At 71.5% G+C, this 26,011-nt stretch carries 21 protein-coding genes; 13 read left to right on the forward strand and 8 right to left on the reverse strand.

Going from position 1 to position 26,011, the window contains the following annotated elements; genetic code table 11:
• Positions 1–724: 724 nt before the first annotated feature.
• The 3 genes from HN013_RS21070 to HN013_RS21080 form a co-directional block, all read right to left on the reverse strand.
• The gene (locus HN013_RS21070; protein WP_212764626.1) at positions 725–2,257 is read right to left on the reverse strand and encodes an MFS transporter; all 1,533 of its coding nucleotides are present in this window, start codon (positions 2,255–2,257) and stop codon (positions 725–727) included.
• 85 nt (positions 2,258–2,342) lie between these two features.
• Complete coding sequence (locus HN013_RS21075) at positions 2,343–4,106, reverse strand: ABC transporter ATP-binding protein (RefSeq protein WP_171168507.1); 1,764 nt, start codon at positions 4,104–4,106, stop codon at positions 2,343–2,345.
• The gene (locus HN013_RS21080; protein ID WP_171168509.1) at positions 4,103–5,887 is read right to left on the reverse strand and encodes an ABC transporter ATP-binding protein; all 1,785 of its coding nucleotides are present in this window, start codon (positions 5,885–5,887) and stop codon (positions 4,103–4,105) included. The genes HN013_RS21075 and HN013_RS21080 overlap by 4 nt, the downstream gene beginning before the upstream one ends.
• A 167-nt stretch (positions 5,888–6,054) precedes the next feature.
• Between HN013_RS21080 and HN013_RS21085 the strand changes: the two genes are divergently transcribed.
• Complete coding sequence (locus HN013_RS21085) at positions 6,055–6,759, forward strand: TetR/AcrR family transcriptional regulator (protein WP_171168512.1); 705 nt, start codon at positions 6,055–6,057, stop codon at positions 6,757–6,759.
• Positions 6,760–6,866: 107 nt separating this feature from the next.
• Here HN013_RS21085 and HN013_RS21090 read toward each other — a convergent pair whose 3' ends face one another.
• Together HN013_RS21090 and HN013_RS21095 are read right to left on the reverse strand one after the other, a co-directional pair.
• Positions 6,867–9,326 carry an MFS transporter gene (locus HN013_RS21090; RefSeq protein ID WP_398980436.1) on the reverse strand — a complete coding sequence of 820 codons (2,460 nt, stop codon included), beginning with the start codon at positions 9,324–9,326 and terminating at the stop codon, positions 6,867–6,869.
• 190 nt (positions 9,327–9,516) lie between these two features.
• Positions 9,517–9,984, reverse strand: a complete 468-nt coding sequence (locus tag HN013_RS21095) for an SRPBCC family protein (protein ID WP_171168516.1) — start codon at positions 9,982–9,984, stop codon at positions 9,517–9,519.
• 162 nt (positions 9,985–10,146) lie between these two features.
• Here HN013_RS21095 and HN013_RS21100 point away from each other — a divergent pair, with 162 nt between their 5' ends.
• Positions 10,147–10,671, forward strand: a complete 525-nt coding sequence (locus tag HN013_RS21100) for a GNAT family N-acetyltransferase (protein ID WP_171168518.1) — start codon at positions 10,147–10,149, stop codon at positions 10,669–10,671.
• Here the strand turns inward: HN013_RS21100 and HN013_RS21105 are convergent.
• On the reverse strand, positions 10,641–11,276 hold the full coding sequence (locus HN013_RS21105; RefSeq protein WP_171168520.1) for a HEAT repeat domain-containing protein: 636 nt from the start codon (positions 11,274–11,276) through the stop codon (positions 10,641–10,643). The two genes, HN013_RS21100 and HN013_RS21105, sit on opposite strands and share 31 nt — an antisense overlap.
• Before the next feature lie 373 nt (positions 11,277–11,649).
• On the opposite strand from HN013_RS21105, the gene HN013_RS21110 reads away from it, so the two are divergent.
• The 7 genes from HN013_RS21110 to HN013_RS21140 all read left to right on the forward strand — a co-directional run bounded on the left by HN013_RS21110 (position 11,650) and on the right by HN013_RS21140 (position 18,901).
• Positions 11,650–13,491 (forward strand): 3-hydroxyacyl-CoA dehydrogenase family protein, encoded by a 1,842-nt coding sequence (locus HN013_RS21110; RefSeq protein WP_171168522.1) that lies wholly within the window; start codon positions 11,650–11,652, stop codon positions 13,489–13,491.
• Positions 13,492–13,612: 121 nt separating this feature from the next.
• Positions 13,613–14,470, forward strand: coding sequence for a TetR family transcriptional regulator (locus HN013_RS21115; protein ID WP_171168524.1), 858 nt, complete (start codon positions 13,613–13,615; stop codon positions 14,468–14,470).
• A 250-nt stretch (positions 14,471–14,720) separates the two neighbouring features.
• Entirely contained in the window at positions 14,721–15,548 is an 828-nt protein-coding gene (locus HN013_RS21120; protein ID WP_171168526.1) for a hypothetical protein, read from the forward strand.
• Positions 15,549–15,566: 18 nt separating this feature from the next.
• Positions 15,567–15,872, forward strand: coding sequence for a hypothetical protein (locus HN013_RS21125; protein WP_171168528.1), 306 nt, complete (start codon positions 15,567–15,569; stop codon positions 15,870–15,872).
• Between the two features lie 12 nt (positions 15,873–15,884).
• Positions 15,885–16,619 (forward strand): hypothetical protein, encoded by a 735-nt coding sequence (locus HN013_RS21130; RefSeq protein ID WP_171168530.1) that lies wholly within the window; start codon positions 15,885–15,887, stop codon positions 16,617–16,619.
• A 93-nt stretch (positions 16,620–16,712) separates the two neighbouring features.
• Positions 16,713–16,988 (forward strand): hypothetical protein, encoded by a 276-nt coding sequence (locus HN013_RS21135; RefSeq protein ID WP_171168532.1) that lies wholly within the window; start codon positions 16,713–16,715, stop codon positions 16,986–16,988.
• A 263-nt stretch (positions 16,989–17,251) separates the two neighbouring features.
• Entirely contained in the window at positions 17,252–18,901 is a 1,650-nt protein-coding gene (locus HN013_RS21140; protein ID WP_171168534.1) for a TlrC/CarA/OleB/SrmB family ABC-F type ribosomal protection protein, read from the forward strand.
• Between the two features lie 88 nt (positions 18,902–18,989).
• On the opposite strand, the gene HN013_RS21145 is transcribed toward HN013_RS21140, so the two are convergent.
• A complete protein-coding gene (locus tag HN013_RS21145; RefSeq protein ID WP_171168536.1) occupies positions 18,990–20,186 on the reverse strand; it encodes an MFS transporter in 1,197 nt (398 codons plus the stop codon).
• A gap of 106 nt (positions 20,187–20,292) precedes the next feature.
• Positions 20,293–20,721, reverse strand: coding sequence for an Rrf2 family transcriptional regulator (locus HN013_RS21150; RefSeq protein ID WP_171168538.1), 429 nt, complete (start codon positions 20,719–20,721; stop codon positions 20,293–20,295).
• A 417-nt stretch (positions 20,722–21,138) separates the two neighbouring features.
• Between HN013_RS21150 and ccrA the strand changes: the two genes are divergently transcribed.
• The 4 genes from ccrA to HN013_RS21170 are packed head-to-tail and all read left to right on the forward strand — an operon-like array spanning position 21,139 to position 26,010.
• A complete protein-coding gene (ccrA, locus tag HN013_RS21155) occupies positions 21,139–22,476 on the forward strand; it encodes a crotonyl-CoA carboxylase/reductase (RefSeq protein ID WP_171168540.1) in 1,338 nt (445 codons plus the stop codon).
• Entirely contained in the window at positions 22,476–24,503 is a 2,028-nt protein-coding gene (locus HN013_RS21160) for a protein meaA (protein WP_171168542.1), read from the forward strand. The genes ccrA and HN013_RS21160 overlap by 1 nt, the downstream gene beginning before the upstream one ends.
• A complete protein-coding gene (locus tag HN013_RS21165; RefSeq protein WP_171168544.1) occupies positions 24,500–25,492 on the forward strand; it encodes a CoA ester lyase in 993 nt (330 codons plus the stop codon). The genes HN013_RS21160 and HN013_RS21165 overlap by 4 nt, the downstream gene beginning before the upstream one ends.
• A gap of 5 nt (positions 25,493–25,497) precedes the next feature.
• Entirely contained in the window at positions 25,498–26,010 is a 513-nt protein-coding gene (locus tag HN013_RS21170; RefSeq protein ID WP_171168648.1) for a MaoC family dehydratase, read from the forward strand.
• The last annotated feature ends 1 nt before the right edge of the window (position 26,011 follow it).

Genomic DNA, 26,011 nt, shown 5'->3' on the forward strand with positions numbered 1-26,011 from the left:
TGCTTCCCCCTGACTTGCACATTCCCCCGGAAGTCTTTCTCTTGGAAGAGGCAGGTCGCGCCTGCGCGGGCACATCGGCCCGCACATGAGGGGACGACCGTTTTCCCTTCCGTACAGGAAAGACGGCACCGCCCCCGGGAAACAATCCCGGTGCGGCTGATTTTGGCTGAATAATTGACTGAAAACCTGCGTTCCGCTCTGGGCCGGGAACGAGGAATCAGTGGACGACCGCCACCTCCGGGCCGGCGGTTCCTGTCGCGCCCATGGACAGCCTATGGGCAGCCGCCCGCCCGGAGCAGCGCCGCGGAAAAGGCGCCGGGAACAGGAAAAATACCGGACAGAACACAAACGGGCACTCTCACGGCCCCCCGTCCAGACACAAAAGCAATCCCTCCCCCGTGGCCCCGGAAACCCCGTTACGGATCAAAGGTCACACCATGCACCGGCTCCGACGAAAAGAAGCGTAGATATCTCGGTCAAAAGCAGTCAACCAGCCGGTCGTGAGATGTAGGTCACGCAATAGGACGAGGTAATGAGATACAACCGGCTATCGCACTCCGTGGGTGGACATGGACCGGTACCGGAAAATTCACACGGACATAACGCGGGCGGCGGATCAAGGGCGGTGCCCCGGGCCGGGACGGAAACTCTCCGTCACCGGACCGGGGCACCGCCGAAGTCGTTCCGCCCCACGGGGGCGAGGGCGCAACGACGCTCGGAGCGGCTATTCGACGGTCTGCGTCACCGGGGCCGCGGCCGCGCCGGCCGCCGCGGGGGCGGGCGCCGGGGGCCTGCGGACCAGGGCGATGACGGCCAGCCCGGTGACCAGCGCCACGATGCCGCCGGCGAGGAAGATCCGGTCGAACCCGGCGGCGAACGCCTCGCGGAGCACGTGCTCCACGGCGTCCCGCGCCTGGGCCGGGGCCTGGGCGATGAGCTCGCCGGACTTGCCTCCGGTGAGCTCCTTGGCCGCCTCGCCCGGGTCCTGGAAGTGACCGCTGTCGGAGAGCATGCCCTTGGCACGGTCCGTCAGCACGGTGCCGAACACCGGGATGCCCAGGGCGAACCCGAGCTGCCGGAAGGTGTTCATCGCGCCGCTGGACATGCCCGCCTTCTCCGGCGGGGCCGCCTGGAGCGCGGCGGAGGCCAGGACGGGGGTGGCCATGCCCACGCCGACACCGGTGACGATCAGCCCCGGCAACAGCACGGTCCAGCTGGAGTCGGCGGCCAGCAGCATGTCCAGCAGGGTGCCCGTGCCCACCAGCAGCAGGCCGCCGCCGATGGAGATCTGCGGGGCCATATTGGCCAGGGCCCGGCCCGCCGCGCCGGAGACCACGAAGGTCACCGCGCTGAGCGGGGTCAGCGCCAGGCCCGCCTTCACCGGCTCCAGGCCGAGGATCGACTGCGCCCACACGGAGACGTAGACGAGGTTGGCGAACGCGGCCGCGTTCAGCACCAGGGCGCCGATCATCAGGGCCGAGAAGGACGGGCGCCGGAACAGCGACAGGTCCAGCATCGGGTTCCGCCGGCCGCGCTCGATCAGGACGAACACGATCAGCGCCAGCACGGCGCCGATGAACACCCCGACCGTGGCGGTGTCGCCCCAGCCGTCGTCACCGGCCCGGATGAGACCGTAGATGAGGAGCGTGGCGGCGAGCGTGAAGGCCACGGTGCCCGGAACATCGATCCGGCCGGCCTTCGGATTGCGCGACTCGGACAGCACCCGCATGCCGAGGAACACGGCGATCGCGGCGACCGGCAGGTTGACCAGGAAGATGGCCCGCCAGCTCACATGCTCGGTGAGCAGACCGCCCAGCACCGGGCCGAGGGCCGCCGCGGCGCCGTTGACCGCGCCCCAGATGCCGAACGCGACACCCCGGTCCCGGCCCTCGTACGTCGCGCCGAGCAGCGCCGCGTTGGTGGCGAACATGGCCGCGGCCCCGATGCCCTGCACCCCGCGGGCCGCGATCAGCGTCCCGGAGTCGGGGGCCAGACCACAGGCCAGCGACGCCAGGGCGAAGACGGCCAGACCGATCAGGAAGACCTTGCGGCGGCCGATCCGGTCGGAGGCGGAGCCCGCCGCCATCAGCAGGGCGGCCAGCACCAGCACATAGATGTCGACGGTCCATTGCAGGGAGGCGAACGACGACCCCAGGCCGCTCGCCATGGCCGGCACCGCGACGCTGACGATGGTGACATCCACCAGCAGCATAAACGTACTCAGGGAAATCGCCAGCAGTGGCAACCATTTGCGCATGACTTGCTGTCTCCAGAGCATTGATGGGGAGCGGATCCATGGTCCGGACGGATCCGCGGGGGCGTGCGACGCTCCTGTCCTTCTGTCAGTGCGTGGGCAGCGGATCGTGCTGCCCCGGCCGGTCGCCACCGGTCAGCTGCCAGCCCCTCGCCCGGCTGCGCTCGGACCAGAAGGCCGCGTACCGGCCGCCGTGCGCGACGAGTTCGTCGTGCGTGCCCCGCTCGGCGATCCGGCCGTCGTCGAGGACGAGGATCTGGTCGGCGGCCATGACCGTCTGCATCCGGTGGGCGATGACGAGCAGCGTGCGGTCGGCGGTGAGCGCGGACAGGGCGGCCTGCACCGCGTGTTCGTTCTCCGGGTCGAGGGCGGCGGTGGCCTCGTCCAGGAGCACGATGTCGGAGTCCTTGAGGAGGGCACGGGCGATGGACACCCGCTGGCGCTCCCCACCGGACAGCGCGGTGCCGCCCTCGCCGACCTTGGTGTCCCAGCCCTGCGGGAGCCGCCGCACGATCTCGTCGACGTGGGCGAGCCGGGCCGCCTCGCGGACCTCGGCGGCACCGGCGTCCGGCCGGCCGACCCGGATGTTGTCCTCGATGGTGCCCTCGAAGAGATAGACGTCCTGGAAGACCATCGAGATCCGGGACATCAGGTCCTCGGTGGTCATGTCGCGGACGTCGGTGCCGCCGATCCGCACCACGCCCCCGTCCACGTCCCAGAAGCGGGCGATGAGCCGGGTGATCGTGGTCTTGCCGGAGCCGGACGGGCCCACCAGCGCCGTCATGGTGCGTTCGGGCACCGTGAAGGACACCCCGGACAGCACCGGCCGGCCGTCGTAGCCGAAGTCCACCCCCTCCAGCTCGATGCCGGCCCCCTGCGGGGTGCGCGGAGTGGCCGGCTCCGGCAGCGCCGGGACCTTCAGCAGCTCCTCCACCTTGTCGAGCGCGTTGCGCGCCATCCGCAGGCTGGAGCCCAGGGTGGCGGACTCCGCCATCGGCTCCACGAACCGCGCCGCCAGCACCAGGACGGCCAGCAGCTTGGCCGCCGAGAGCTCGCCGTCGAGCGCCAGGTAAGTGCCCACGACGGTGACCGTGGTGAACGCCGCCTGGATCACCAGCGTGAAGCCGATGATCCCCGGCACCCCGGTGACCAGTACCTTCCGCCCGAGGTCGCGCTGGTTCTCCAGGGCGGCACCGAGCGCGCGGTGCCCCGCGGGCCCGCGGCCGAACACCCGCAGGACGGACTGATGCTGGACGAACTCGATGATGCGGTTGGCGGCCTCGGAGCGCGCCCCGTCCCGCACCTCGTCGGCCTTGCGGGCCAGGTTGGCGCTCCACCGGTAGACGAGGACGATGAAGGGGACGGTGAGGACGGCGGCCAGGGCGAGGCGCCAGTCGAAGACGAACATCAGGGCGACGACCGTGGCCGGGGTGAGGAAGCCGGTGAGCAGCGGGCGCAGCAGGTGGGCCGGGACGCCCATGATGTCCATGACGTTCTGGGTGGACAACTGCCCGAGGCGGCCGACCTGTTCCGGGCCGAACCAGCCCAGCGGCAGGCCGGAGACATGGTCACCGATGCGGTGGTGCAGGCTCCGCGAGAGGGTGGCCCCCGCCTGGTAGCCGGTGAGCAGGCTGGCGTAGTGGGCGACGCCGTAGGCGACGGACGCGCCGAGCAGCGTCCACATCCACGGCCAGACCCGGTCGGGGTCGCTGCCGAGCAGTTCCCGCAGCACCGGGACGAGCAGGGCGAACGCGACGCCCTGGAGCACGGCGGCGGCGCACAGCGCGATGAGCATGCGGCGGAGCACCGGCCGCTGGTCGGGGCCCACCACGGCGAAGAGTTGACGGATCATCGGACCTGCTCCTCTGCCTCGGCCGTGACCGCGAGGGCGGCCTGCGGCTGCCGGACGGCCGCCGCGTCGTGCGCCCGCCACATGCGCGCGTACATCCCGTCGGCCTCGATCAGCCGCTCGTGGGTGCCCTGCTCGGCGATCCGTCCCTCGTCGAGGACGACGATCCGGTCGGCGCCCGCGATGGTGGCCAGCCGGTGCGCGATCACCAGCACCGTCTTGCCCCGCGTCAGTTCGGTCAGGGCGTCCTGCACCGCGGCCTCCGACTCGGGGTCGGCGAACACGGTGGCCTCGTCGAGCACGATCACCGGGGTGTCGGCCAGCAGGGCCCGGGCGATCGAGACCCGCTGGGCCTCGCCGCCGGAGAACCGGGCGTCCTCGCCGACCACCGAGTCGTAGCCGCGCGGCAGTTGGGTGATCCGGTCGTGGATCGCGGCACCGCGCGCCGCCTTCTCGACGGTGGCCCGGTCGGCGTCCGGCCCGGCCAGCCGGATGTTGGCGGTGACGGAGTCGCGGAGCAGCTGCACGTCCTGGAAGACGAAGGCGATCCTGCGGTACAGCTCCTCGGGGTCGAGCTCGCGCAGGTCGACCCCGCCCAGCCGGACGGCGCCGCCGGTCACGTCCCAGAACCGGGGCAGCAGGGAGGCCAGGGTGGACTTGCCGGATCCGGAGGCGCCGACGAGGGCGGTCACCGTGCCGGGTTCCAGGGTGAGGTCGATGCCCTTGAGCACCTCGTTCTCGCCGTCGTAGGAGAAGCGGACGGCGTCGAACTCGATGCGGTGTCCGGTGGGGACGGACGGGGTGGCGGGGACGGGCAGTTCGGGCGTCTCCAGCAGTTCGGTGACGCGCTCGGCGGCCATCCGGGCGGTGCGCAGTTCGTAGGTGGCGTAGCTGAGGGCGAGCACCGGCTGGGTCAGGCCGACGCCGAGCAGGGTGAACGGCAGCAGGTCGACGGCGTCGAGGCTGCCGTCGGTGACGAAGCAGGCGCCGCCGAGGAGCACGGTGAGCAGGACGACGACGGGCGAGAGCAGGATCTCGGAGGCGGCGCGGGGCCGGATCATCGAGGAGACCCAGGTCATGAAGAAGGACCCGAAGCCGTCGGCGGCCTCGGCGAACCGCCGGTGGGCCCGGCGGGTCTGGCCGAAGGTCTTGACGACGGAGATGCCCTGGACGAACTCGACGGCGCTGGCGTTGATCCGGCCCATCGCCTCGTCGAAGGCGGTGAGCTGGGTCTTCATCCCGGCCATGGTCCAGAGGTAGGCCGTCAGGCCGAGCACGAGCGGGGCGATCGTCACCAGCGTCATACGCCAGTCGATGGCGAAGAGGTAGATCAGCGAGGTGACCGGTACGACGACGGCCGCGGTGAGTTCGAGCAGGGAGTGGGCCACCAGGTGGTGCATGGCGGTCACGTCGTCCTGCAGCGTCTTCTTGACGGTGCCGGAGTTGCGGGCCGAGAACCAGCCGAGCGGGAGGCGGCCGAGGCGGTCCACCAGGCGGCGGCGGATGTCGAGTTGCAGATCGTTGTCGGCGAGGTGGGTGATGCCGCCCGCGCCCACCAGGAGTAACAGGCGCACCAGGAGGCCGGCCACGCCGAGCCAGGTGACGGTCCACGCCCGGCCGTGGTCGATCCCGTCGTCATCGAGCAGCACCCGGCCCAGCTCGGCCACCGCGACGAAGGGCACGACACCGGCCACCGCCGAGACCGCCTGCAGGGCGATGGCGACCGTCAGGCGCCGCCGGACGGGGCGGAGCAGGGAACTCAGTGCAGCACGTTCTGCGGTCATCGGCGCCTCTGATAGACAGCGTTCAAGAGCTTAGGGCGACCTTATCTCTCCCCCGGGTGAAAAAGTCAAGCACCGGACGGCGCAGGGGCTTTCGGGCGACCGTGCCGGGAACGTCCGTGCGACCGCGTCCGACGGCACGGGCGCGACGCTGGGTTAAAGTGCCCGGCATGACTGCTCACCCCGTGCGTTCACGTTCCAGGACCGCGGCCGGGCTCCCGCCCATCACCGCCGAGAAAGTGATCACCGCGGCCCTCGACCTGACCAGGGAACACGGCCTGGAGGGCTGGACGATCCGGCAGCTCTCCGGTGCCCTGGGCGTCTACCCCGGCGTGATCTACCACCACGTCGGGGACCGGGAGACCGTCGTGGACCTGGTCACGGACCGTGTCGTCACCGAAATGCCCCTGCCCGCCGCCGAACTCACCTGGCGCCCGTGGTTCAAGGCGTTCCTGGTGGACGGGCGACTGGTTCTCCGCCGCCACCCCGGCACCGCCCGGCGGCTGGTACGGCTCGGCCCCACCGTGCCCGCCGCCCTCCCCGCCATCGACCGCGGGGTGCGCGTCCTGCAACGCGCCGGTTTCGGCCAGGACGCCACCCTCGTCTACCGGTACCTCCTCAACAGCGCCTTCATGCTCGTCGCCACCGAGGACGAACAGGAGGCCAACCCGGGGGCCCGCTCCCGGATGACCGAAGTCCTCGGCGCCTACCACGACGACACGGAGCAGCCTGGGCTGGCCGCGGCCGGCAGCGACGTCCTGACCAGGGCCGCGGACCCGCGCACGCCGCAGGAGATGGCCGCCGACTTCTTCGCGTTCACGGTGGCGAGAGCGCTCGACGGCGCGGAGGCGCTGCTCTCGGCGGGGCCTCGGTGAGGGTGCCCCGGGCCCTCCCTTTCACCGTTTCTGCGGGGGGTGCCCCGCATCCCCCCTGAAACCGCGCGCCGCAGGCGCGCTCAGGGGGTGCGGGGGCTGGCCCCCGCTCACCGATCCGCGTGCCCGACCTGAAGATCCCGCTCCGTCCGGCCGCCCCCCGCCACCTGGAGCACCGTCGCGACCGGCGGGTAGCCCGCCGCGACCACCGTGTACTCGCCCGCCGGCAGATCGACGAAGCGGAAGGTCCCGTCCACGCCGGTGATCGCGGAGTCGACGACGTTCCCGGCGGCGTCGAGGAGGGTGACGCGGGCGTCCTCGACGGGACGGCCGCCGCCGGCGCGGACGGTTCCGCGGAGGACGGCGCCGCCGGCGAGTTCGATGTCCTGGCGGGTCTCGCGGGCGGACTGGACGGTGACGGGGAGGGCGGCGGGGCGGTGGGCGGGGGCGCTGGCGGCGAGGGTGTACTCGCCGGCCACGAGTTCGCCGATGACGTAGCCGCCCTCGTGGCCGGTCCTGGTGGAGGAGACGACCTCGCCCTGCACATTGGTGAGGGTCACCAGCGCCTCGCAGACCGGGCTGCCGTCGGCGGTGCGGACGGTTCCGGCGAGCCGGCCGGCGCCGCCGAGGATCACGTCGAGCTCGACGGGCCGTTCGCCGACGGTGACGGTGACCGCCTGGGGCTGGTGGCCGCCGGCCGCGGCGATGAGGACGTAGGAGCCGGTGCCGGGGGTGCTGAGCGCGTAACGGCCGTCGTCGCCGCTCGCGCCGCGCCCGATCTGCCGGCCCTGGACGTCGATCAGGGTGAGGGCGGCCCGGGGGACGGTGGTGCCGTCGTGGTGCTGGACGGCACCGGTGACGGGGACGCCCGCGGTGAGGGGCGGGACGTCCGGGACGTATGCGTCCCGCGGCGGGTCCGGCTCGGTGATCAGCGGTGCGGGCGGCGGCGGGGGCGGTTCACCGCACGAGGACGGTTCGCTGCGCGCGGGCGGGATGGTGGGCGCTTCGGGGGCGTTGTGGGACACCAGCGGTTTCTCCTTCAGCAGGAAGGCGAGCAGGAAGCCGAGGACGAACACCGGCACGAGGTAGAGGAAGATCCGCGGCATGGCCTCCGCGTACGCCCGGACGTAGCCGTCCCGCAGCGACGCGGGCAGCGCGTGCACGAGGCCGGGGGTGAGGGAGTCGGCGTCCGGGACCCCGCCGCGGCGCGGGAGTTCGCCGGCGAGCCGGTCGGCCAGCCGGTGCGCGAAGAGCGTGCCGAAGACGGCGGCGCCCACCGAACCGCCGATCTGCCGAAAGAAGTTGTTGGCGCTGGTGGCGGTGCCCAGGTCGGCGGGGTGGACGGAGTTCTGCACGGCGAGGACCAGCACGGGCAGCGCCAGTCCGATGCCGACGCCGAGGACGGCCATCCAGAGGCTGTAGACCAGCCGTCCGGTCCCGGCGTCCAGGTGCGAGAGCAGGTACATGCCCTCGGCGGACAGGGCGCAGCCCAGGACGGGCAGCAGCTTGTAGTGCCCGGTGCGGCTGACCAGTTGGCCCGAGACAAGGGAGGCGGCCACGACCCCGCCCATCATCGGCAGCATCAGCAGCCCGGACTCGGTGGCGTCCGCGCCGTCGACCATCTGCAGGAAGGTCGGCAGATAGCTTGCCGCGCCGAAGAGGCCGACGCCGACCACCGCGCCGACCAGTCCGGTGACGGTGAAGACGGAGTCGCGGAAGAGGTGGGGCGGGATGATCGGTTCGGCCGCGAACTGCTCGACGACCAGGAAGAGCAGGGCCGTTCCGAGCGCCCCGGCGGCGAGCCCGAGGGTCACCCGGGACGTCCAGGCGTACTCGGTGCCGCCCCAGCTCGTCAGCAGCACCAGGCAGGTGGCGGAGGTGGTGAGCAGCAGCGCGCCGAGCACGTCGAACCGGCCGCGGGCGGTCGGCCGGGGCAGGTCCAGGGCCTTGAGGACGACGGCGAGGGTGACCAGCCCGAAGGGCACGTTGATGTAGAAGCACCAGCGCCAGGAGGCGTGGTCGGTGAAGAAGCCGCCCAGCAGCGGCCCGGCCACGGAGGCCAGTCCGAAGGCGGCGCTGATGACGCCCATGAAGCGGCCGCGCTCCCGGGGCGGGACGATGTCGGCGATGATCGCCTGCACACCGATCAGCAGTCCGCCGGCGCCGATGCCCTGGAGCGCGCGGAAGGCGATGAGCTGGTCCATGGTGCGCGACCAGCCGGCCAGTCCCGAGCCGAGGACGAAGACGACGATCGCGAAGACGAAGACCGTCTTGCGGCCGAGGAGGTCACCGACCTTGCCGTAGAGCGGCAGGACGACGGTGGAGGTGAGCAGGTAGGCGGTGACGGCCCACGACATCCGGTCCACGCCGTGCAGATCGCCCACGATCCGCGGCAGGGCGGTGGCCACGATCGTCTGGTCGAGCGCCGCGAGGAGCAGCGTGAGCATCAGCGCCGTGAAGATGAGTCGGATCCGCCCCGGGCCCGGCCGTGGCGCCCGGCCGGGCGGTGGGGCGGGGCCGGCCGCGGGCAGGGGAGACCGACCGCTCTTCACCAAGGTGGCCTCGGAGATGGACCCGCCCACGTGTCTGCTCCCGTCGTCGCGCCTGTCCCGGCCGCCCTTTTTTCGCATTACGCGACAACGGGGAGCAAGCGCGACGTTTTACCCAGGAGTTCGGCCGTGATGGCTTTCCGCCGGTCGGAGGCACAGTGGCGGTCCGGCGGGGGGCCGGGAAAACCACTCGATCAGGTGAGGCCGCAGGTCAGCCGGTGCCGGTCGTCCCGTCGCCCTTCTCCACCTCGGCGGCGAGCCGGACGAGCACGGCGTCGTAGATGCGGGCGAGGCCCTTGGGCGCGAAGGTCCGCTCGAAGAACCCGCCGATGCCCGTCGCACCGGTCCAGGTGCTGGTGACGACGGCCTTGGCGCGGCCCTCGCCGGCGGGGGTCACGGTCCATGTGGTGACCATGCTGGAGTTGCGGTCCTTCTCCACCAGTTGCCCGGAGGACGGCTCGGAGACCTCCAGCAGACAGTCCCGGACGCGCTTGCTGGTGGCCTGGAGCTTCCAGTGGACCAGCGTGCCCTCGCCGTCGCCGCCCTCCCGCACCTCGTACTCGCTGAAGTGCTCGGGCAGCAGCTTGGCACGGACGCCGCTGTAGTCGGCGAGCGTGTCGAACACCTCCTCCGGGTCCGCCGCGATGATCCGCTCGGTGGTGGCCTCGACCTGGCCCATGGCTTGTCCTCCGGAACGACGATAAGTGCAGCAGTCGCGCATGCTGCGGGTGCGGGCAAAGCCAATCACCATCGCCACACCCGCCCAAATCGGGGTGCGCTCGATCTGCGTACATACATAAATTCCGCTCTGCGGGCGCCCCGGTGCCGCTAACGTGCGTTCATGGTGCGCATACGGAAGATGACCGATGCCGATGTGGACGCCGTGGCGGCGATCCGGGTGGCCGGCTGGCGTGCGGCGTACCGGGGGCTCGTACCGCGGACGTATCTCGACGCCATGGACCCGGTGGCGGACGCGGCGAGGCACCGGGCGCGGCGGGCGACGCCCGGCTCTCCGTCGGTGGACCTGGTCGCGACAGCCTCCGACGAGGTCGTGGGCTGGGCCTGTTTCGGGCCGTACCGGGAGGACGATCTGCCGGCGCCCGCGGGTGAGCTGTACGCCCTCTACGTACGCCCCGCGCTGATCGGCACCGGCGTGGGCCGGTCCCTGTGCGCCGCCGCGATGGAGGGCGCGCGGGAGCGCGGTGACGCGCGCATGGCGCTCTGGGTACTCAAGGACAACGCGCGCGCCCGCCGGTTCTACGGGCGCGCGGGCTTCGTCCCGGACGGCGCGGAGACGACCGACCCGATGGACGGCGTCCCCGTCACCGAAGTCCGTTATGTGCGGGAGCCGTTGCGCGCACGGTGAGGGCCGCTCCGGCCGCTGAGCCGCGCCAGCGCGACCATGGCCGCGGGACGCAGCCGTTCGTGTTCGCGGGCCGCGACCAGGGTGGCCTCGGCGCGGCGGTCGCCGAGCACGCCGAGCCCCTCGACGCAGGCGCGGGCGACCGGCCAGCAGTGGTCCCGGGCGGCCAGCAGCCGTTCCAGGGTGGAGAGCAGGGCGGGTACGGACTCGGGGGCGCGCAGCTCGCTCAGCAGCCGGACGGGGTAGAGGGCGTAGGCGGTGCGCAGCGGGTTGGTGGCGAGGGCGGCGGCGGCGCGGGCGGTGCGGGGGTCGCGGAGGCGGGCGAGTACGTGGGCCGCGGTCGCGCAGCGCACGGGCTCGCGGTAGTTGAGCAGGAGCACCAGGGTCTCGAACGCCCGGCGGTCGCCCTTGATGCCGAGTGCGAAGGCGGCGATCTCGCGGGCCCAGAGCGGCTGTTCGGGGGCGACCAGGACCTCGGCGAGCGCGTCGCGGGCCGGCCGGCCCTCGGTGCGCACCAGGGCGAGCAGCCGCTCGTACGCCGTGAACTCGGCCGGGGAGACCAGTTCGGCCCTGACCCGCTTCAGCAGTACGCGGAATTCCTCTTCCATTCCTGCTCTCCTCCCCGAGTGGCCTGGACCACATGGTAAGTCGCGCCCGCGCCCCCTGGCGCTCTTGGTTACCGGTGAGTTAATCTCCCGGCACGAGCCGCACCAAGGCTCGGGCGGTCTGGTGACGCAGCCGCCATGGCACTGGCATCCCTCGATGTCGTCCGCCGGTTCGGCACTCCAGTACGGCACGGCCCCGGGACAGGGCCGGCCGGTCGCACAACTCCCTCCCCGTGGACGCCCTCTACCCGTCCACGGAAATCCTTAAGGCGCCGCGCCCGCCAGGGCCGTGTCGCGCACCCCGCTCCCGGCACCGTCGCCGGGGTGCCTCCCGTTGAGCTCCCCGTGCCCGGGGAACACCCTCTGGAGTCCCGCCATGGACCGTCAGTCCGCCGTTCCGCCGTCCCCTTCCTCCCCCGACAGCTCGTCTTCCCCCGGCATCCCCCTGACGACCGTCGCCGTGGTCGGCCTCGGCACGATGGGCACCGGCATCGCCGAGGTCCTGGTGCGCGCCGGCCGCGAGGTCGTCGGTATCGACATCAGCGCCGACGCGACCGGACGGGCCGCCGGCGCGCTCGCCGCCGCCACCGCCCGCTCGGTCGAACGCGGCCGGCTCACGGAGGACGAACGCCGGGCCGCGCTCGGCCGGTTCCGCACCTCCACCGAGCTGGCCGACGCGGCCGGGGCCGGCCTGGTGATCGAGGTCGTGCCGGAGGACTACGCCCTCAAGCACGACGTGATCACCGCCCTCGACGGGATCGTCGCGCCCACGACGATCCTCGCCACCGGCACCAACGCGCTGTCCGTGACCCGGCTGGCCGCCGACTCCGCGCGCCCCGAACGCGTCCTCGGCCTGCACTTCTTCAACCCCGCCCCGGCCATGAAGCTGGTCGAGGTGGTCTCCTCGGTGCTCACCGCACCCGCCGCCGTCGCCGCCGTCACCGAGCTCGCCCGCGAGCTGGGCAAGGAGCCGGTCCCGGTCGGCGACCGGCCCGGGTTCGTCGCCGACGGGCTGCTGTTCGGCTACCTCAACCAGGCGGCCGCGATGTACGAGTCGCGGTACGCCTCCCGCGAGGACATCGACGCGGCGATGCGGCTGGGCTGCGGGCTGCCCATGGGACCACTCGCACTGCTGGACCTGATCGGCGTCGACACCGCCAGGACCGTCCTGGAGGCGATGTACGCGGCCTCGCACGACCGGCTGCACGCCCCCGCGCCGATCCTGGGCCAGCTGGCCGCGGCCGGCCTCACCGGCCGCAAGGCGGGACGCGGCTTCTACACCTACGCCTCCCCCGGCTCCGCGGTCGCCGTCGACGACGCGGAGACCCCCGGCGGGACGTCCGCCGCCCGGTCCGCCGGGCGTCCGGTGCGGGCGGTCGGCGTCGTCGGGACGGGGACGATGGCGAGCGGCATCGCCGAGGTCTTCGCCCGGGCGGGCTTCCCGGTGGTGCTGGCCGGGCGCTCGTCGGACAAGGCGGAGGCGGCCAAGGCCCGCGTCGCGAAGTCGCTGGCGCGGTCCGTGGAGAAGGGCAGGGTCACCCCCCGGGAGCGGGACGCGGCGCTGGACCGGATCGCCCCGGCCGGCTCCCTCGACGCCTTCGCCGAGGTGGACCTGGCCGTCGAGGCGGTGGCCGAGGACCTCCGGGTCAAGCAGGAGCTGTTCGCGGCGCTCGACAAGGTCTGCCGGCCCGGCGCCGTGCTGGCCACCACCACGTCCTCGCTGCCGGTGATCGCCTGCGCCCGGGCGACCTCCCGCCCCGAGTCGGTCGTGGGCATGCACTTCTTCAACCCGGCGCCCGCGATGAAGCTGGTGGAGGTGGTGCGGACGGTCCTCACGGCCGACGACGCCCACGCCACGGTCCGCGAGATCTGCGCCGCCGTCCGCAAGCACCCGGTGGACTGCGGGGACCGCGCCGGCTTCATCGTCAACGCGCTGCTGTTCCCGTACCTCAACAACGCGGTGAAGATGGTGCAGGAGCACTACGCCTCGCCGGACGACATCGACACCGCCATGAAGCTCGGCGGCGGCTACCCGATGGGGCCCTTCGAGCTCCTCGACGTCGTCGGCCTCGACGTCTCCCTGGCCATCGAGCGCGTGCTGCACCGCGAGTTCCGCGACCCGGGCCTGGCCCCGGCGCCGCTGCTGGAGCACCTGGTGGCGGCGGGCTGCCTCGGGCGCAAGACGGGACGTGGCTTCCGCGAGTATGCGCGGGCCTGACGGTGCCGGTGGCACCGGCGGCCCCGGCGGAGGGGGCGGCGCGGCGGGCTGGGGCGGACTGCTGGAACCGGTCGGCCGTCCGTCCCGGCACGGCCGCGCGGACGCGTGTTACGTTCCCCACATGTCCCAGCCCGCCAAGTCCGTCCGCCCCCCGCGCGGGACCGCCACCAGGGGTTCCGAGGAGTCCGGCCCGTCCGGCCCGCGTCCGCCGCAGTCCGCCGCAGGACCCGAGACGGGCGGCACCCGCCGCGCCGCCGCCCAGCGCCTGACCATGCGCCGCAAACTCGCCGCCGCCGCGATGGAGTTGTTCGCCACCAAGGGCTACGAGGCCACCACCGTCGACGAGATCGCCGCGGCGGCCGGGGTCGCCCGCCGGACCTTCTTCCGCCACTTCCGCTCCAAGGAAGAGGCCATCTTCCCCGACCACGACGACACCCTCGTCCGCGCGGCCGGGGTCCTCGACGCCGCCCCCGCGCACGAGAACCCGCTCGACACGGTGTGCCGCGGCATCAAGGAGGTCATGCGGATGTACGCGGCCTCCCCCGCCGTCTCGGTCGAGCGCTACCGCCTCACCCGCGAGGTCCCGGCCCTGCGCGAGCGCGAGATCGCCTCCGTCGCCCGCTACGAGCGGCTGTTCACCCGCTACCTCCTCGGCCACTTCGAGGAGGGCACCCACCACGACGACGACCCCCTGCTCGCCGAGGTCGCCGCCTCCGCCGTCGTCACCGCCCACAACCACGTCCTGCGGCGCTGGCTGCGCAGCGGCGGCGAGGGCGACGTCGAGACCCAGCTCGACCACGCCTTCGCCATCGTCCGCGAGACCTTCGGCAAGGGCATCGGCGCGGGCCGCGCGCCCCTGCCGGAGGGCCCGGCGGCCACCGTGCACGCGGAGGGCGAGGTCCTGGTCACCGTGGCCCGCACGGACGCGCCGCTCGGCGAAGTGATGAAGGCGATCGAGAAGGTGCTGCGGCAGCGGTAGGGGCGGGCGCCGCCCGGGGCTTCCCGGCGGGTCCGTCCTCCGGGACGTATCCGCCCAGTCTCCGCTATCTGCGGCCGGACCATTGCCGACGGTAACAGGACCCCCTGCGCATAAGGCAGTTGAAGAGTCACACCAAATCCTGCTTGTCCGAAAGGTCTTCTCACATCGCATCACCCACACTTCTTAATCCCCCGTATGGAACGTGTTAACGTGCACGACGTGTCGGCCCGGACGGCAAGTGGGGGAAAGCGTGACTCTGGATCCCTTGGAAGATATGCAGCGATTCCAGCGGCATGTACGGGAACTTCAGCAACTGATGTCGGACATGCGGGAACAAGTACCGCAGGACGTCACCGGGACGGATGCCGACGGCGTCGTCACATTGAAACTGGCCGCCGACGGTCTGCCGGAGCGTGTCACCGTCGTGACGGACTGGCAGGTGCGACTGCGGGCGGACGGCCTGGGAACAGCCGTGGTCGAGGCGTACGAAACCGCCCTGAACGAGCGGCTGAAGGTCTGGGAGCGTTCCCTGGCCGATTCGGACTGGGAGCGCCGGGCCGAGCGGTTTGACGCGGAATTTCCGACACCGGACGACGTGTCACCGGCCTTTGGCGAATCGTTTTCCGGAGCGCGGAGCACATTCGCGGGACCGGCCGGCGACGAAGTGGCGCGACAACGCGCCGCCCATACGGACGTACCGGAATTCGACCTGCGTTATGTCGTTCCCCGGCCGCTCGACGAGGTCGCGGAGGAGATGCTCTCGCTCTTCGCCCCGGGTGGGCCGGCGGACGCGGCGCCCGAGGATGCCAGACAGGTCACGGGCGTGGCAGCGGCGCGGAACGTGCACATCACCGTGGCCGAGGGAGCGTTGATCTCCTGCGAGGTGGACCCCGGCTGGGCCGCCGGGCGGTCGGCCGTCCGGTTGAACCAGGCGCTGGCCGAGGCGCTGGCCGACGCCCGCGGGAAGCTCGGGGAGCGCGGCCCCGACGACGGCCGCGGCGTCTCCACCGAGCAGTTGGACGGCCTCTTCAAGGAGGCATTGGCCATTCTCAACGACCCGGCACGTCATGCCGGTTGAATCCAGGGGGCTTGACTGATGGGTGACCCCGACCTCAAGGTCATTACAGACGGCATCCGCACCGACGCGCGCATGTGGGACGCCCAGAGCGGCACGTTGGGCGGAATCCGCAACGCCGTCGACGGTCTTCGCCTCAGCCAGCTGGAAGCCGGTCTCTTCGCCGTATTCGTGATCGCCTACACCGACGCGATCAACCAGATCTCCTCCCGCGTCGGCGAGGGCAGGGACCGGACGAAGGAGGTCGCGGACGCCCTGGTCAAGAACGCCAAGGCGTACGAGAACCACGAGGCGGAGACCACGAAGAGCATCGAGAACGCTTACTGAGACAGGGGCGTCATGGCATTCAACGCCGCGCAGTACCAGGCAACGGTGACCAAGATCGATTCCGGCCTGGATTCCCTCACGACAAAGCTCAACCAGTTGGTCGACAAGGCGAAGTCCGTCGCCAGAAAGTGGTTCGTTCCCGGACCCGTCGGCAAGGCGCTGGTCTGGTGCGTGAACAAGATGGTGTCGCTCGGGAAGTGGGTGATCGGCAAGATCAGCGAGCTGCTGAAGGGCGCCGCGATACCCATCACCGCCTTCAAGTACGGCGTGACATGGCAGACCGACGTGCGGGGCCCTGCCACCGACGTCGTGGGCAACGTCACGACCGATGCGCTCCAGGCCCCCAAGAACTGGAAGGGCGATGGCGCCACCGCCTACACCTCGGCGACGAAGATGCAGCCCACCGCGGCCACGCAGATCGCCACCATGGCCGACAAGGTGGTGACGGCGATGAGCGCCTGCGCCGTCGCGGGCCTCGCCTTCTACGTCTCCCTGGGGGTGATCCTGGTCAAGCTCATCGTCGCCACGGTCGCCGCGATCGCAGCATCGGCGACCGTGGTCTTCTCCTGGGCGGGCATCTTGAGCATCGTCACGGCGGCGAAAATTGAGGCCGGTCTCATCATCACCACCGTCTCCCTCCTGGTGGCCGCGCTGGGCCTCCAGGGACAGCAGTTGACCACGGTGAAGGGTGAGGCCGTGGACAACCGCGCTTTCCCCCGCGGCAAGTGGCCGGTGGCCACCGCCTGAGCCCCGTAAACGGGGAACAGCATCGGAGGACCGTTCATGTATCCGGCACGCTTGGCGCTCTGGGCAGCCGCCGTTGTCACTTTCGTCTTGGCCGTGCCCATCCGTCGCACCCCGGTCCTCCTGGGCTGCTGCGTCGTCCTCGGCACCGTGTTCCTGGGAGCGGCGGAGGTGTACAAGGACCGCAGACGGAAGCGCGAATGGTACGAGAGCACGTTCGCGTCCTTCGAGGAGCTGCGCGCCGCCGTGGACGAGCCGGCTCTCCGCCGGACGCGGGACGAGCGGGGGACGGCGGCGGCGTTGCTCCAGCTCCAGCGGACGTACCCCTCCCTGCCGATCGCCGTGGCGGCGAGGCTGATCAAATCGCTCTGACGCCGGGCCGGGCCGCCCGTGCCGCCATCGCCGAAATAAGGGCTTGTCGGCACGGGGACTCCGGCGTACGGTGTGATGCATGGGTTCCCTGTGACAGTCCCCGCGCGACCGCGTTGAGCTTCGCTCCGCCGTCGCGCGTTCTCATCCCCGCTTCGCCCCTCCCGTGATGCCGCCCGTCCGGCGTGCCACGGGGTGTGCAGGCGTGCGCGGATGCGTCCATCACCCGTTCCTGTCGGCCCCGGCCGAGAACAGGGGGCTTCTCCATGACCACCGCACAACTCACTCTCCAGAACGTCACCCGCCGCTACGACGACCACATCGTGCTGGACGACGTCTCCTTCACCGTCAAGCCCGGCGAGAAGGCCGGCATCATCGGCGACAACGGGGCCGGGAAGTCCACCCTGCTGCGGCTGATCGCCGGGCAGGACCGGCCCGACAACGGCGAGCTGACCGTGGTCGCGCCCGGTGGCGTCGGCCATCTCGCCCAGTCCCTGGCGCTGCCCCCGGAGGCGAGCGTCCAGGACGCGGTGGACGCCGCCCTCGCCGAGCTGCGCGACCTGGAGGCCCGGATGCGCCGGGCCGAGGCCGGGCTCAAGGGCCTGACGGACGCCGCGCTCACGGCCGCGCTGGACGCCTACGCCCGCCTGGTCGCCCGGTACGAGGCGCGCGACGGGTACGGGGCGGACGCCCGGGTGGACACCGCCCTGCACGGGCTCGGCCTGCCGGGCCTTGACCGCGCCAGGGCCCTGGGCACACTGTCCGGCGGCGAGCGGTCCCGGCTGGCGCTGGCCGCCGCGCTGGCGTCCAAGCCGGAGCTGCTGCTGCTGGACGAGCCGACCAACGACCTGGACGACCGGGCGGTGGGCTGGCTGGAGGCGCACCTGCGGGCACATCGCGGCACCGTGCTCGTGGTCACTCACGACCGGGTGTTCCTGGAGCGCGTCACCAGCACGATCCTGGAGGTCGGCGAGGGCCGCGTACGGCGTTACGGCGACGGCTACGACGGTTACCTCGCCGCCAAGGCCGCCGAGCGGCGGCGCCGGCTCCAGGAGTACGAGGACTGGTGCGCCGAGCTGGCCCGCAACCGGAGGCTGGCCGCCACGAACGTGGCGCGGCTGGACGCGATCCCGCGCAAGCTGCCGTTCGCGGTGTTCGGCCACGGCGCCTTCCGCACCCGCGGCCGCGGGCACGGGGCGATGGGCCGCATCCGCAACGCGAAGGAACGCGTCGAGCGGCTCACGGAGCGTCCCGTAGCGCCGCCGCCCGACCCGCTGGTGTTCGCCGCCCGGGTGGCCACCACCGAGGACCGGACGCCGCAGGCCGTGGCGGAGCTCACCGGCATCCGGGTCGGTGACCGGCTGCACGTGCCGTCCCTGCGGATCGGCGGCACGGAAAGGCTGCTGATCACCGGGCCCAACGGGGCCGGCAAGACAACCCTGATGCGGGTGCTGGCCGGTGAACTGCGGCCCGACGAGGGGACGGTGAGCACGCGGGGCCGGGTGGGGCATCTGAGGCAGGAGGAGACACCCTGGCCGCCCGGTCTGACGGTCCCCCGGGCGTTCGCCCACGGTCGCGGCGGCGACCTGGACGAGCACACCGACCACCTGCTGTCCCTCGGCCTGTTCAGCCCCGCCGACCTGCGTCTGAGGGTGGGCGAGCTGTCCTACGGCCAGCGGCGCCGGATCGAACTGGCCCGCCTGGTCAGCGACCCCGTCGACCTGCTGCTGCTGGACGAGCCGACCAACCACCTCTCCCCCGCCCTGGTGGAGGAGCTGGAGGGGGCCCTGACCGACTACGAGGGCGCGGTCGTCGTCGTCACCCACGACCGCCGTATGCGGTCGCGCTTCACCGGCACGCACGTGGAGCTGGACGCCGGCCGCGTCGTCCAGCTCCAGGAGGCCGGGGTGGGCTGAGCCGGTTCCCGTCGGCACACGCGGTGATGCCGGCCGGCGCGCGGATCCTCTGCCGCGCGCCGGCCGGGCTCAGGAGACCGGTGCCGCGCTACGGGGTGGGCAGCGGTTCGGCCTGGGCCGACCGCGCACCGTCCGACGCCCGCCGGCTGATGACGGCGTGCGCCGCCTCCGCCGTCCCGAGCCCGAGCACGATCAGCACGGCGCCCACGGGGCCCAGCCAGTGCGCGCCGTGCCACGCCATTCCGGCCTGCCCGACGAGGGGTGCGATCGACACGCCGACGTAGACCGTCGCCGAGCCGAGGCCGGTGAGCAGGGGGGCCGCCGCCGGCATGGCGGTGATCAGACGGTGGGTCTGCGGCGCCAGGAGCCCCCAGCCGCAGACGCCCCACACCAGGAGCGCCACGACGGTGGCGGGCAGGTTCGAGCTCGTCCACGGCAGCAGCGCGAAGTTGATCGCGGCCACGACGATGGCGGTGTTGATGACGCGGCGGCCGCCGACGCGGTCGGTCAGACCGCCCGAGCCGAGCGTTCCGACGGTGGCCGCCACGCCCCAGACGACCAGCAGGGCCGCGAGGGTGGTGCCACTGCCGCCGGTGGCGCGGTCGAGGCTCTCCCCGATGTAGGAGTAGACGGTGTACAGGCCGGTGTAGACGAGGAGGGTCGTCAGCAGGGTCAGGCCGATGCGCCGGTCGCCGAGCGGGGCGACGCGCGTGCGCAGCGGAACCGCGGGAGGTGTCGGGACCGCGGGCAGGAGCAGGGCGGTCCCCACGGCGGCGAGCACGCCGAGCGCGGAGACGAACACCATGGTGGCGCGCCAGTTGCCGCTGACGCTGCCGATCACAGTGCCGATCGGGGAGCCGAGCGCCGTCGCGGCGCTGAGGCCCGTCATGACGGTGGCGATGGCGCGGCCCCGGCGCTCCGGAGTCGCGAGCGCGGCGGCCGCGGCGACGGCGGCCGGGGTGACCATGGCGCCGCCGAGCCCGGCGAGCGCCCGCCCGGCCAGGGCCACGCCGAAGTCGGGGACGAAGGCCGTCACGAGGTTGCCCGCGGTGAATATGGCGAATCCGCTGACGAACAGCGTGCGGCGCGGCCAGCGGGTGGTGAAGGCCGCCATGACGGGGCCCAGGACGGCGTACGTGAACGCGTAGGCGGTGAGCAGCCAGCCCGCGGTGCCGACGGAGACGCCGAGCGAGTCGGCCGCGTCCGGCAGGATGCCGGCGATGACGAAGCTGTCGGTGCCGATGGCGAACATGCCGGCGGCGAGCACGGCGAGTGATCGGTACACGAGGAGGGACCTCCATGTAGACGTAACAAAAGCAGTTACAACAGTGGGCCGAAAAGAGGCCGGCCCACAGGGGGCCGGCCGACAGGGACCGCCTCTCGGTCAGAACTCAGGCCATCGTCTCCCTCAGCACATCGGCGACGGTGACGGCCGACAACTCGGCCTTCATCGACTCCTCCGCACGGTTGTACGCCTTCCGCAGCACCGGGGGGATACCGCGCCCGACGGGGCACAGCTGGTTCGGCGGCGTGGAGTGCAGGGCGATGAGCGGCTCGGGCTCGACGGCCATGTAGACGTCCGCCAGGGTGATCGACTCCGGTGCGCGCGACAGTCTCCAGCCCGCGCGCGGCCCGCGCTGCGAGTCGACCAGCCCCGCCGCGCGCAGGCTGCCGAGCGTGCGGCGGATGACGACGGGGTTGGTGTTGACGCTGTCGGCGATCTGGTCGGAGGTGACGATACCGTCGGGGCGCTTGGGACAGACCAGCGCCATCCACGCGAGGGCGTGCGCGGCCACGGTCGTGCGACTGCTGACACTCATGAAATCTCCCACCACCATCCGGCGCGGCCGACCTGCGGGCAGCCTGTCGTAACTCATTCTGTTACGACAGCTCGCGCACGTCCAGCCCCGTTAGCAACCTGAAACCTCTCCCGTCACCGCTCATCTGTGAACCCCCGGTGACAGATGTCTCAAATTCCTGGCACCCAGTGTCTTGTCGAGTGGCACGCCGTGCCATACCTTGATGGCGTCCGGGCGGCCGGCGCGCAGACCCAACCGTCGCGCGCCGGCTGTCCCCGCAAGCACCTTTGTGCGCCCGGACCGCCTGCGTCACCAGGCACACGTACCGCCTGCGCGGCCACCCCGCGCGTCCCGCGCCACCCACCGAACCGACGGCACCATCCCCCGACGTTCCCTCAAGCCCGTTTCCCGAGAACGCGCTTCGCCGGAGGCACTACCGTGAACCAGATACTCGACGCCATCCTCGCCGCGGACAGTACGAGCGAGGACTTCGCAGCCCTCCCGATCCCCGAGTCCTACCGCGCGGTGACCGTGCACAAGGACGAGGCGGAGATGTTCGCCGGGCTGTCCACCCGGGAGAAGGACCCCCGCAAGTCCCTGCACGTCGAGGAGGTGCCGGTGCCCGAACTCGGGCCCGGCGAGGCGCTGGTGGCCGTGATGGCCAGCTCGGTGAACTACAACTCGGTGTGGACCTCGATCTTCGAGCCCGTGTCGACCTTCACCTTCCTGGAGCGCTACGGCCGGCTCTCCCCGCTCACCGCCCGCCACGACCTGCCGTACCACGTCATCGGCTCCGACCTGGCCGGCGTCGTGCTGCGCACCGGCCCGGGGGTGAACGCCTGGCGGCCGGGCGACGAGGTCGTCGCGCACTGCCTGTCCGTCGAGCTGGAGTCCGCCGACGGGCACAACGACACCATGCTCGACCCGCAGCAGCGCATCTGGGGCTTCGAGACCAACTTCGGCGGCCTGGCCGAGATCGCGCTGGTGAAGTCCAACCAGCTGATGCCCAAGCCGGACCACCTCAGCTGGGAGGAGGCCGCCGCCCCCGGCCTGGTCAACTCCACCGCCTACCGGCAGCTCGTCTCCCGCAACGGCGCCGGTATGAAGCAGGGCGACAACGTGCTCATCTGGGGCGCGAGCGGCGGACTCGGCTCGTACGCCACGCAGTTCGCCCTCGCCGGCGGCGCCAACCCGATCTGCGTCGTCTCCAGCGAGCAGAAGGCGGAGATCTGCCGGCGGATGGGCGCCGAAGCCATCATCGACCGGACCGCCGAGGACTACCGGTTCTGGAAGGACGAGCACAGCCAGGACCCCCGCGAGTGGAAGCGCTTCGGCAAGCGCATCCGCGAACTGACCGGCGGCGAGGACGTGGACATCGTCTTCGAGCACCCCGGCCGCGAGACGTTCGGCGCCTCGGTCTACGTCACGCGCAAGGGCGGCACCATCGTCACCTGCGCCTCCACCTCCGGCTACGACCACCAGTACGACAACCGCTACCTGTGGATGTCGCTGAAGCGGATCGTGGGCTCGCACTTCGCCAACTACCGCGAGGCGTGGGAGGCCAACCGGCTGGTGGCCAAGGGGAAGATCCACCCCACGCTGTCGAAGACGTACCGGCTGGAGGAGACCGGCCAGGCCGCGTACGACGTCCACCGCAACCTCCACCAGGGCAAGGTCGGCGTGCTCGCGCTGGCCCCCGACGAGGGCATGGGCGTGCGCGACGAGGAGACGCGGGCCCGGCACATCGACGCCATCAACCGCTTCCGGAACGTCTGATGGGCACCGAGGAGAAGAGCGGACGGGCGAAGGACCGCCCCTGGCTCATGCGGACGTACGCCGGCCACTCCACCGCCGAGGCGTCCAACGAGCTCTACCGGCGCAACCTCGCCAAGGGCCAGACCGGCCTGTCGGTCGCGTTCGACCTCCCGACGCAGACCGGCTACGACCCCGACCACATCCTCGCCCGCGGCGAGGTCGGCCGGGTCGGGGTCCCGGTCTCCCAGCTCGGCGACATGCGGCGGCTGTTCCAGGACATTCCGCTGGAGCAGATGAACACCTCCATGACCATCAACGCCACCGCCATGTGGCTGCTGGCGATGTACCAGGTGGTCGCGGAGGAACAGGGCGCGGACATCACCAAACTCCAGGGGACGACGCAGAACGACATCGTCAAGGAGTACCTCTCGCGCGGGACGCACGTCTTCCCGCCGGGCCCGTCGCTGCGGCTGACCACCGACATGATCACGTACACGGTCAACCACATCCCCAAGTGGAACCCGATCAACATCTGCAGCTACCACCTCCAGGAGGCGGGGGCCACCCCGGTCCAGGAGATCTCGTACGCGATGGCCACCGCGATCGCCGTGCTGGACGCCGTGTTCGCCTCCGGCCGGATCCCCGAGGAGCGCAGGGGCGACGTCGTCGCCCGCATCTCCTTCTTCGTCAACGCGGGCGTCCGGTTCGTCGAGGAGATGTGCAAGATGCGGGCGTTCTCCCGCATCTGGGACCGGATCACCCGGGAGCGCTACGGCATCGAGAACCCCAAGCAGCGCCGCTTCCGCTACGGCGTACAGGTCAACTCGCTCGGCCTGACCGAGGCCCAGCCGGAGAACAACGTCCAGCGCATCGTGCTGGAGATGCTGGCCGTCACCCTCTCCAAGGACGCCCGCGCCCGCGCCGTCCAGCTGCCCGCCTGGAACGAGGCGCTCGGCCTGCCGCGCCCCTGGGACCAGCAGTGGTCGCTGCGCATCCAGCAGGTACTGGCGCACGAGAGCGACCTGCTGGAGTACGAGGACATCTTCGCCGGGTCGCACGTCATCGAGGAGAAGGTGGCCGCGCTCGTCACCGAGAGCCTGGCGGAGATCGACCGCATCCAGGAGATGGGCGGCGCGATGGCAGCCGTCGAGTCCGGCTACCTCAAGGCCCAGCTGGTCTCCTCGCACGCCGAGCGCCGGGCGCGGATCGAGTCGGGCGAGGAGAAGATCGTCGGGGTCAACTGCTTCGAGACCACCGAGCCCAACCCGCTCACCGCCGATCTCGACACCGCCATCATGACCGTCGACCCCGCCAACGAGGCGCGGGTCGTGGCCGCGCTGCACTCCTGGCGCGACGACCGCGACGAGTTCCGCGCCCAGGAGGCCCTTTCGGTCCTCAAGAAGACGGCGGCGGGCTCGGAGAACCTGATGCCGGCCACCCTGGAGTGCGTACGGGCCGGTGTGACGACCGGGGAGTGGGCCTGGGCGCTCCGCGACGTCTTCGGCGAGTTCCGCGCCCCGACGGGCGTCAGCGGCGCGCCCCTGGCCGTGACCGCCGAGGCGGGCACGCCGCTCGCCGCGGTCCGGGAGAAGGTCGCCAGGACCGCGGAGGAACTGGGCGGCGGCAGGCTGCGGCTGCTGGTGGGCAAGCCCGGTCTCGACGGGCACTCCAACGGCGCGGAGCAGATCGCCGTCCGCGCCCGCGACGCCGGCTTCGAGGTGGTCTACCAGGGGATCCGGCTGACCCCCGAGCAGATCGTCGCGGCCGCCGTCGCGGAGGACGTGCACTGTGTCGGCCTGTCCATCCTGTCCGGCTCGCACGCCGAGCTCGTGCCCGACGTACTGGCCCGGCTGCGGGCGGCGGGCGCGGGTGACATGCCCGTGATCGTGGGCGGCATCATCCCGTCCGCGGACGCCACCGCGCTGCGGGAGGCGGGGGTGGCCGCCGTCTTCACCCCGAAGGACTTCGGTATCACCGAGATCATCGGTCGTATCGTCGACGAGATCCGCACAGCGAACGCGCTCGACCCCCTGGAGGTCTCCGCATGACCGGCACCCCCCTCACCGGCACCCCTGACGTCCCCGTCAACCGGCTCCGCCCCCGCCGCTCCTGCCTCGCCGTCCCCGGCAGCAACCCGCGTTTCCTGGAGAAGGCTCAAGGCCTCCCGGCGGACCAGGTCTTCCTCGACCTGGAGGACGCCTGCGCGCCGATCGCCAAGGAGGGCGCGCGCCACAAGATCGTGGACGCGCTCAACAACGGCGACTGGACCGGCAAGACCAGGGTCGTCCGCGTCAACGACTGGACCACGCACTGGACGTACCGGGACGTCATCACGGTCGTCGAGGGCGCGGGCCCGAACCTGGACTGCATCATGCTGCCCAAGGTGCAGGACGCCCAGCAGATCGCCGCCCTGGACCTGCTGCTGACGCAGATCGAGAAGACCATGGGCTTCGAGGTCGGCCGGATCGGCATCGAGGCGCAGATCGAGAACGCCAAGGGCCTGGTGAACGTGGACGCCATCGCCGCCGCGTCGCCGCGCATGGAGACCATCGTCTTCGGCCCGGCCGACTTCATGGCCTCCATCAACATGAAGTCCCTGGTCGTCGGCGAGCAGCCGCCCGGCTACGGCGCGGACGCCTACCACTACATCCTGATGCGCATCCTGATGGCTGCCCGCGCCCACGATCTCCAGGCGATCGACGGCCCCTACCTCCAGATCCGCAACGCGGACGGCTACCGCGAGGTCGCGGGGCGCGCCGCGGCGCTGGGCTTCGACGGCAAGTGGGTGCTCCACCCGGACCAGGTGGCGCTCGCCAACGAGATCTTCTCGCCCTCGCAGGAGGACTACGACCACGCCGAGCTGATCCTCGACGCCTACGCGTACTGCACCTCCGAGGAGGGCGGCGCCAAGGGTTCGGCCATGCTCGGCGACGAGATGATCGACGAGGCCAGCCGGAAGATGGCGCTGGTGATCGCGGGCAAGGGCCGCGCGGCCGGCATGTCCCGTACGTCCAAGTTCGAGATCCCGGAGGCATGACCGCCATGCAGTTCGGCCGGACCTACGAAGAGTTCACCGTCGGCGACGTCTACAAGCACTGGCCCGGGAAGACCGTCACCGAATACGACGACCACCTCTTCTGTCTGCTCACCATGAACCATCACCCGTTGCACATGGACAGCAACTACGCGGAACGGACCACCGACTTCGGGAAGAACGTCGTCGTCGGCAATTACATCTATTCGCTGCTGCTGGGCATGTCGGTTCCCGATGTCTCCGGGAAGGCGATCGCCAACCTGGAGGTCGAGTCGCTGAAGCACGTCGCGCCGACGTTCCATGGCGACACCATCTACGGCGAGACGACCGTCCTGGACAAGACGCCGTCGAAGTCGAAGAGCGACCGCGGGATCGTGCATGTGGAGACCCGCGGTTACAAGCAGGACGGCACCCTGGTCTGCGTCTTCCGGCGCAAGGTGATGGTGCCCACCGCCACGTACATCGAGGAGCGCGGCGGCGAGCAGCCCGGCCGCCCCGAACCGATCGCCCGGGAGAAGTGAG

Source organism: Streptomyces sp. I05A-00742 (assembly GCF_013055795.1).
Lineage (GTDB): Bacteria > Actinomycetota > Actinomycetes > Streptomycetales > Streptomycetaceae > Streptomyces.

Bases quoted from the DNA above. Each gene is read 5' to 3' on its own strand.
- HN013_RS21070 (WP_212764626.1), bottom strand. From the start codon at position 2,257: ATGCGCAAATGGTTGCCACTGCTGGCGATTTCCCTGAGTACGTTTATG.
- HN013_RS21075 (WP_171168507.1), bottom strand. From the start codon at position 4,106: ATGATCCGTCAACTCTTCGCCGTGGTGGGCCCCGACCAGCGGCCGGTG.
- HN013_RS21080 (WP_171168509.1), bottom strand. From the start codon at position 5,887: ATGACCGCAGAACGTGCTGCACTGAGTTCCCTGCTCCGCCCCGTCCGG.
- HN013_RS21085 (WP_171168512.1), top strand. From the start codon at position 6,055: ATGACTGCTCACCCCGTGCGTTCACGTTCCAGGACCGCGGCCGGGCTC.
- HN013_RS21095 (WP_171168516.1), bottom strand. From the start codon at position 9,984: ATGGGCCAGGTCGAGGCCACCACCGAGCGGATCATCGCGGCGGACCCG.
- HN013_RS21100 (WP_171168518.1), top strand. From the start codon at position 10,147: ATGGTGCGCATACGGAAGATGACCGATGCCGATGTGGACGCCGTGGCG.
- HN013_RS21105 (WP_171168520.1), bottom strand. From the start codon at position 11,276: ATGGAAGAGGAATTCCGCGTACTGCTGAAGCGGGTCAGGGCCGAACTG.
- HN013_RS21110 (WP_171168522.1), top strand. From the start codon at position 11,650: ATGGACCGTCAGTCCGCCGTTCCGCCGTCCCCTTCCTCCCCCGACAGC.
- HN013_RS21115 (WP_171168524.1), top strand. From the start codon at position 13,613: ATGTCCCAGCCCGCCAAGTCCGTCCGCCCCCCGCGCGGGACCGCCACC.
- HN013_RS21125 (WP_171168528.1), top strand. From the start codon at position 15,567: ATGGGTGACCCCGACCTCAAGGTCATTACAGACGGCATCCGCACCGAC.
- HN013_RS21130 (WP_171168530.1), top strand. From the start codon at position 15,885: ATGGCATTCAACGCCGCGCAGTACCAGGCAACGGTGACCAAGATCGAT.
- HN013_RS21140 (WP_171168534.1), top strand. From the start codon at position 17,252: ATGACCACCGCACAACTCACTCTCCAGAACGTCACCCGCCGCTACGAC.
- HN013_RS21150 (WP_171168538.1), bottom strand. From the start codon at position 20,721: ATGAGTGTCAGCAGTCGCACGACCGTGGCCGCGCACGCCCTCGCGTGG.
- HN013_RS21160 (WP_171168542.1), top strand. From the start codon at position 22,476: ATGGGCACCGAGGAGAAGAGCGGACGGGCGAAGGACCGCCCCTGGCTC.
- HN013_RS21165 (WP_171168544.1), top strand. From the start codon at position 24,500: ATGACCGGCACCCCCCTCACCGGCACCCCTGACGTCCCCGTCAACCGG.
- HN013_RS21170 (WP_171168648.1), top strand. From the start codon at position 25,498: ATGCAGTTCGGCCGGACCTACGAAGAGTTCACCGTCGGCGACGTCTAC.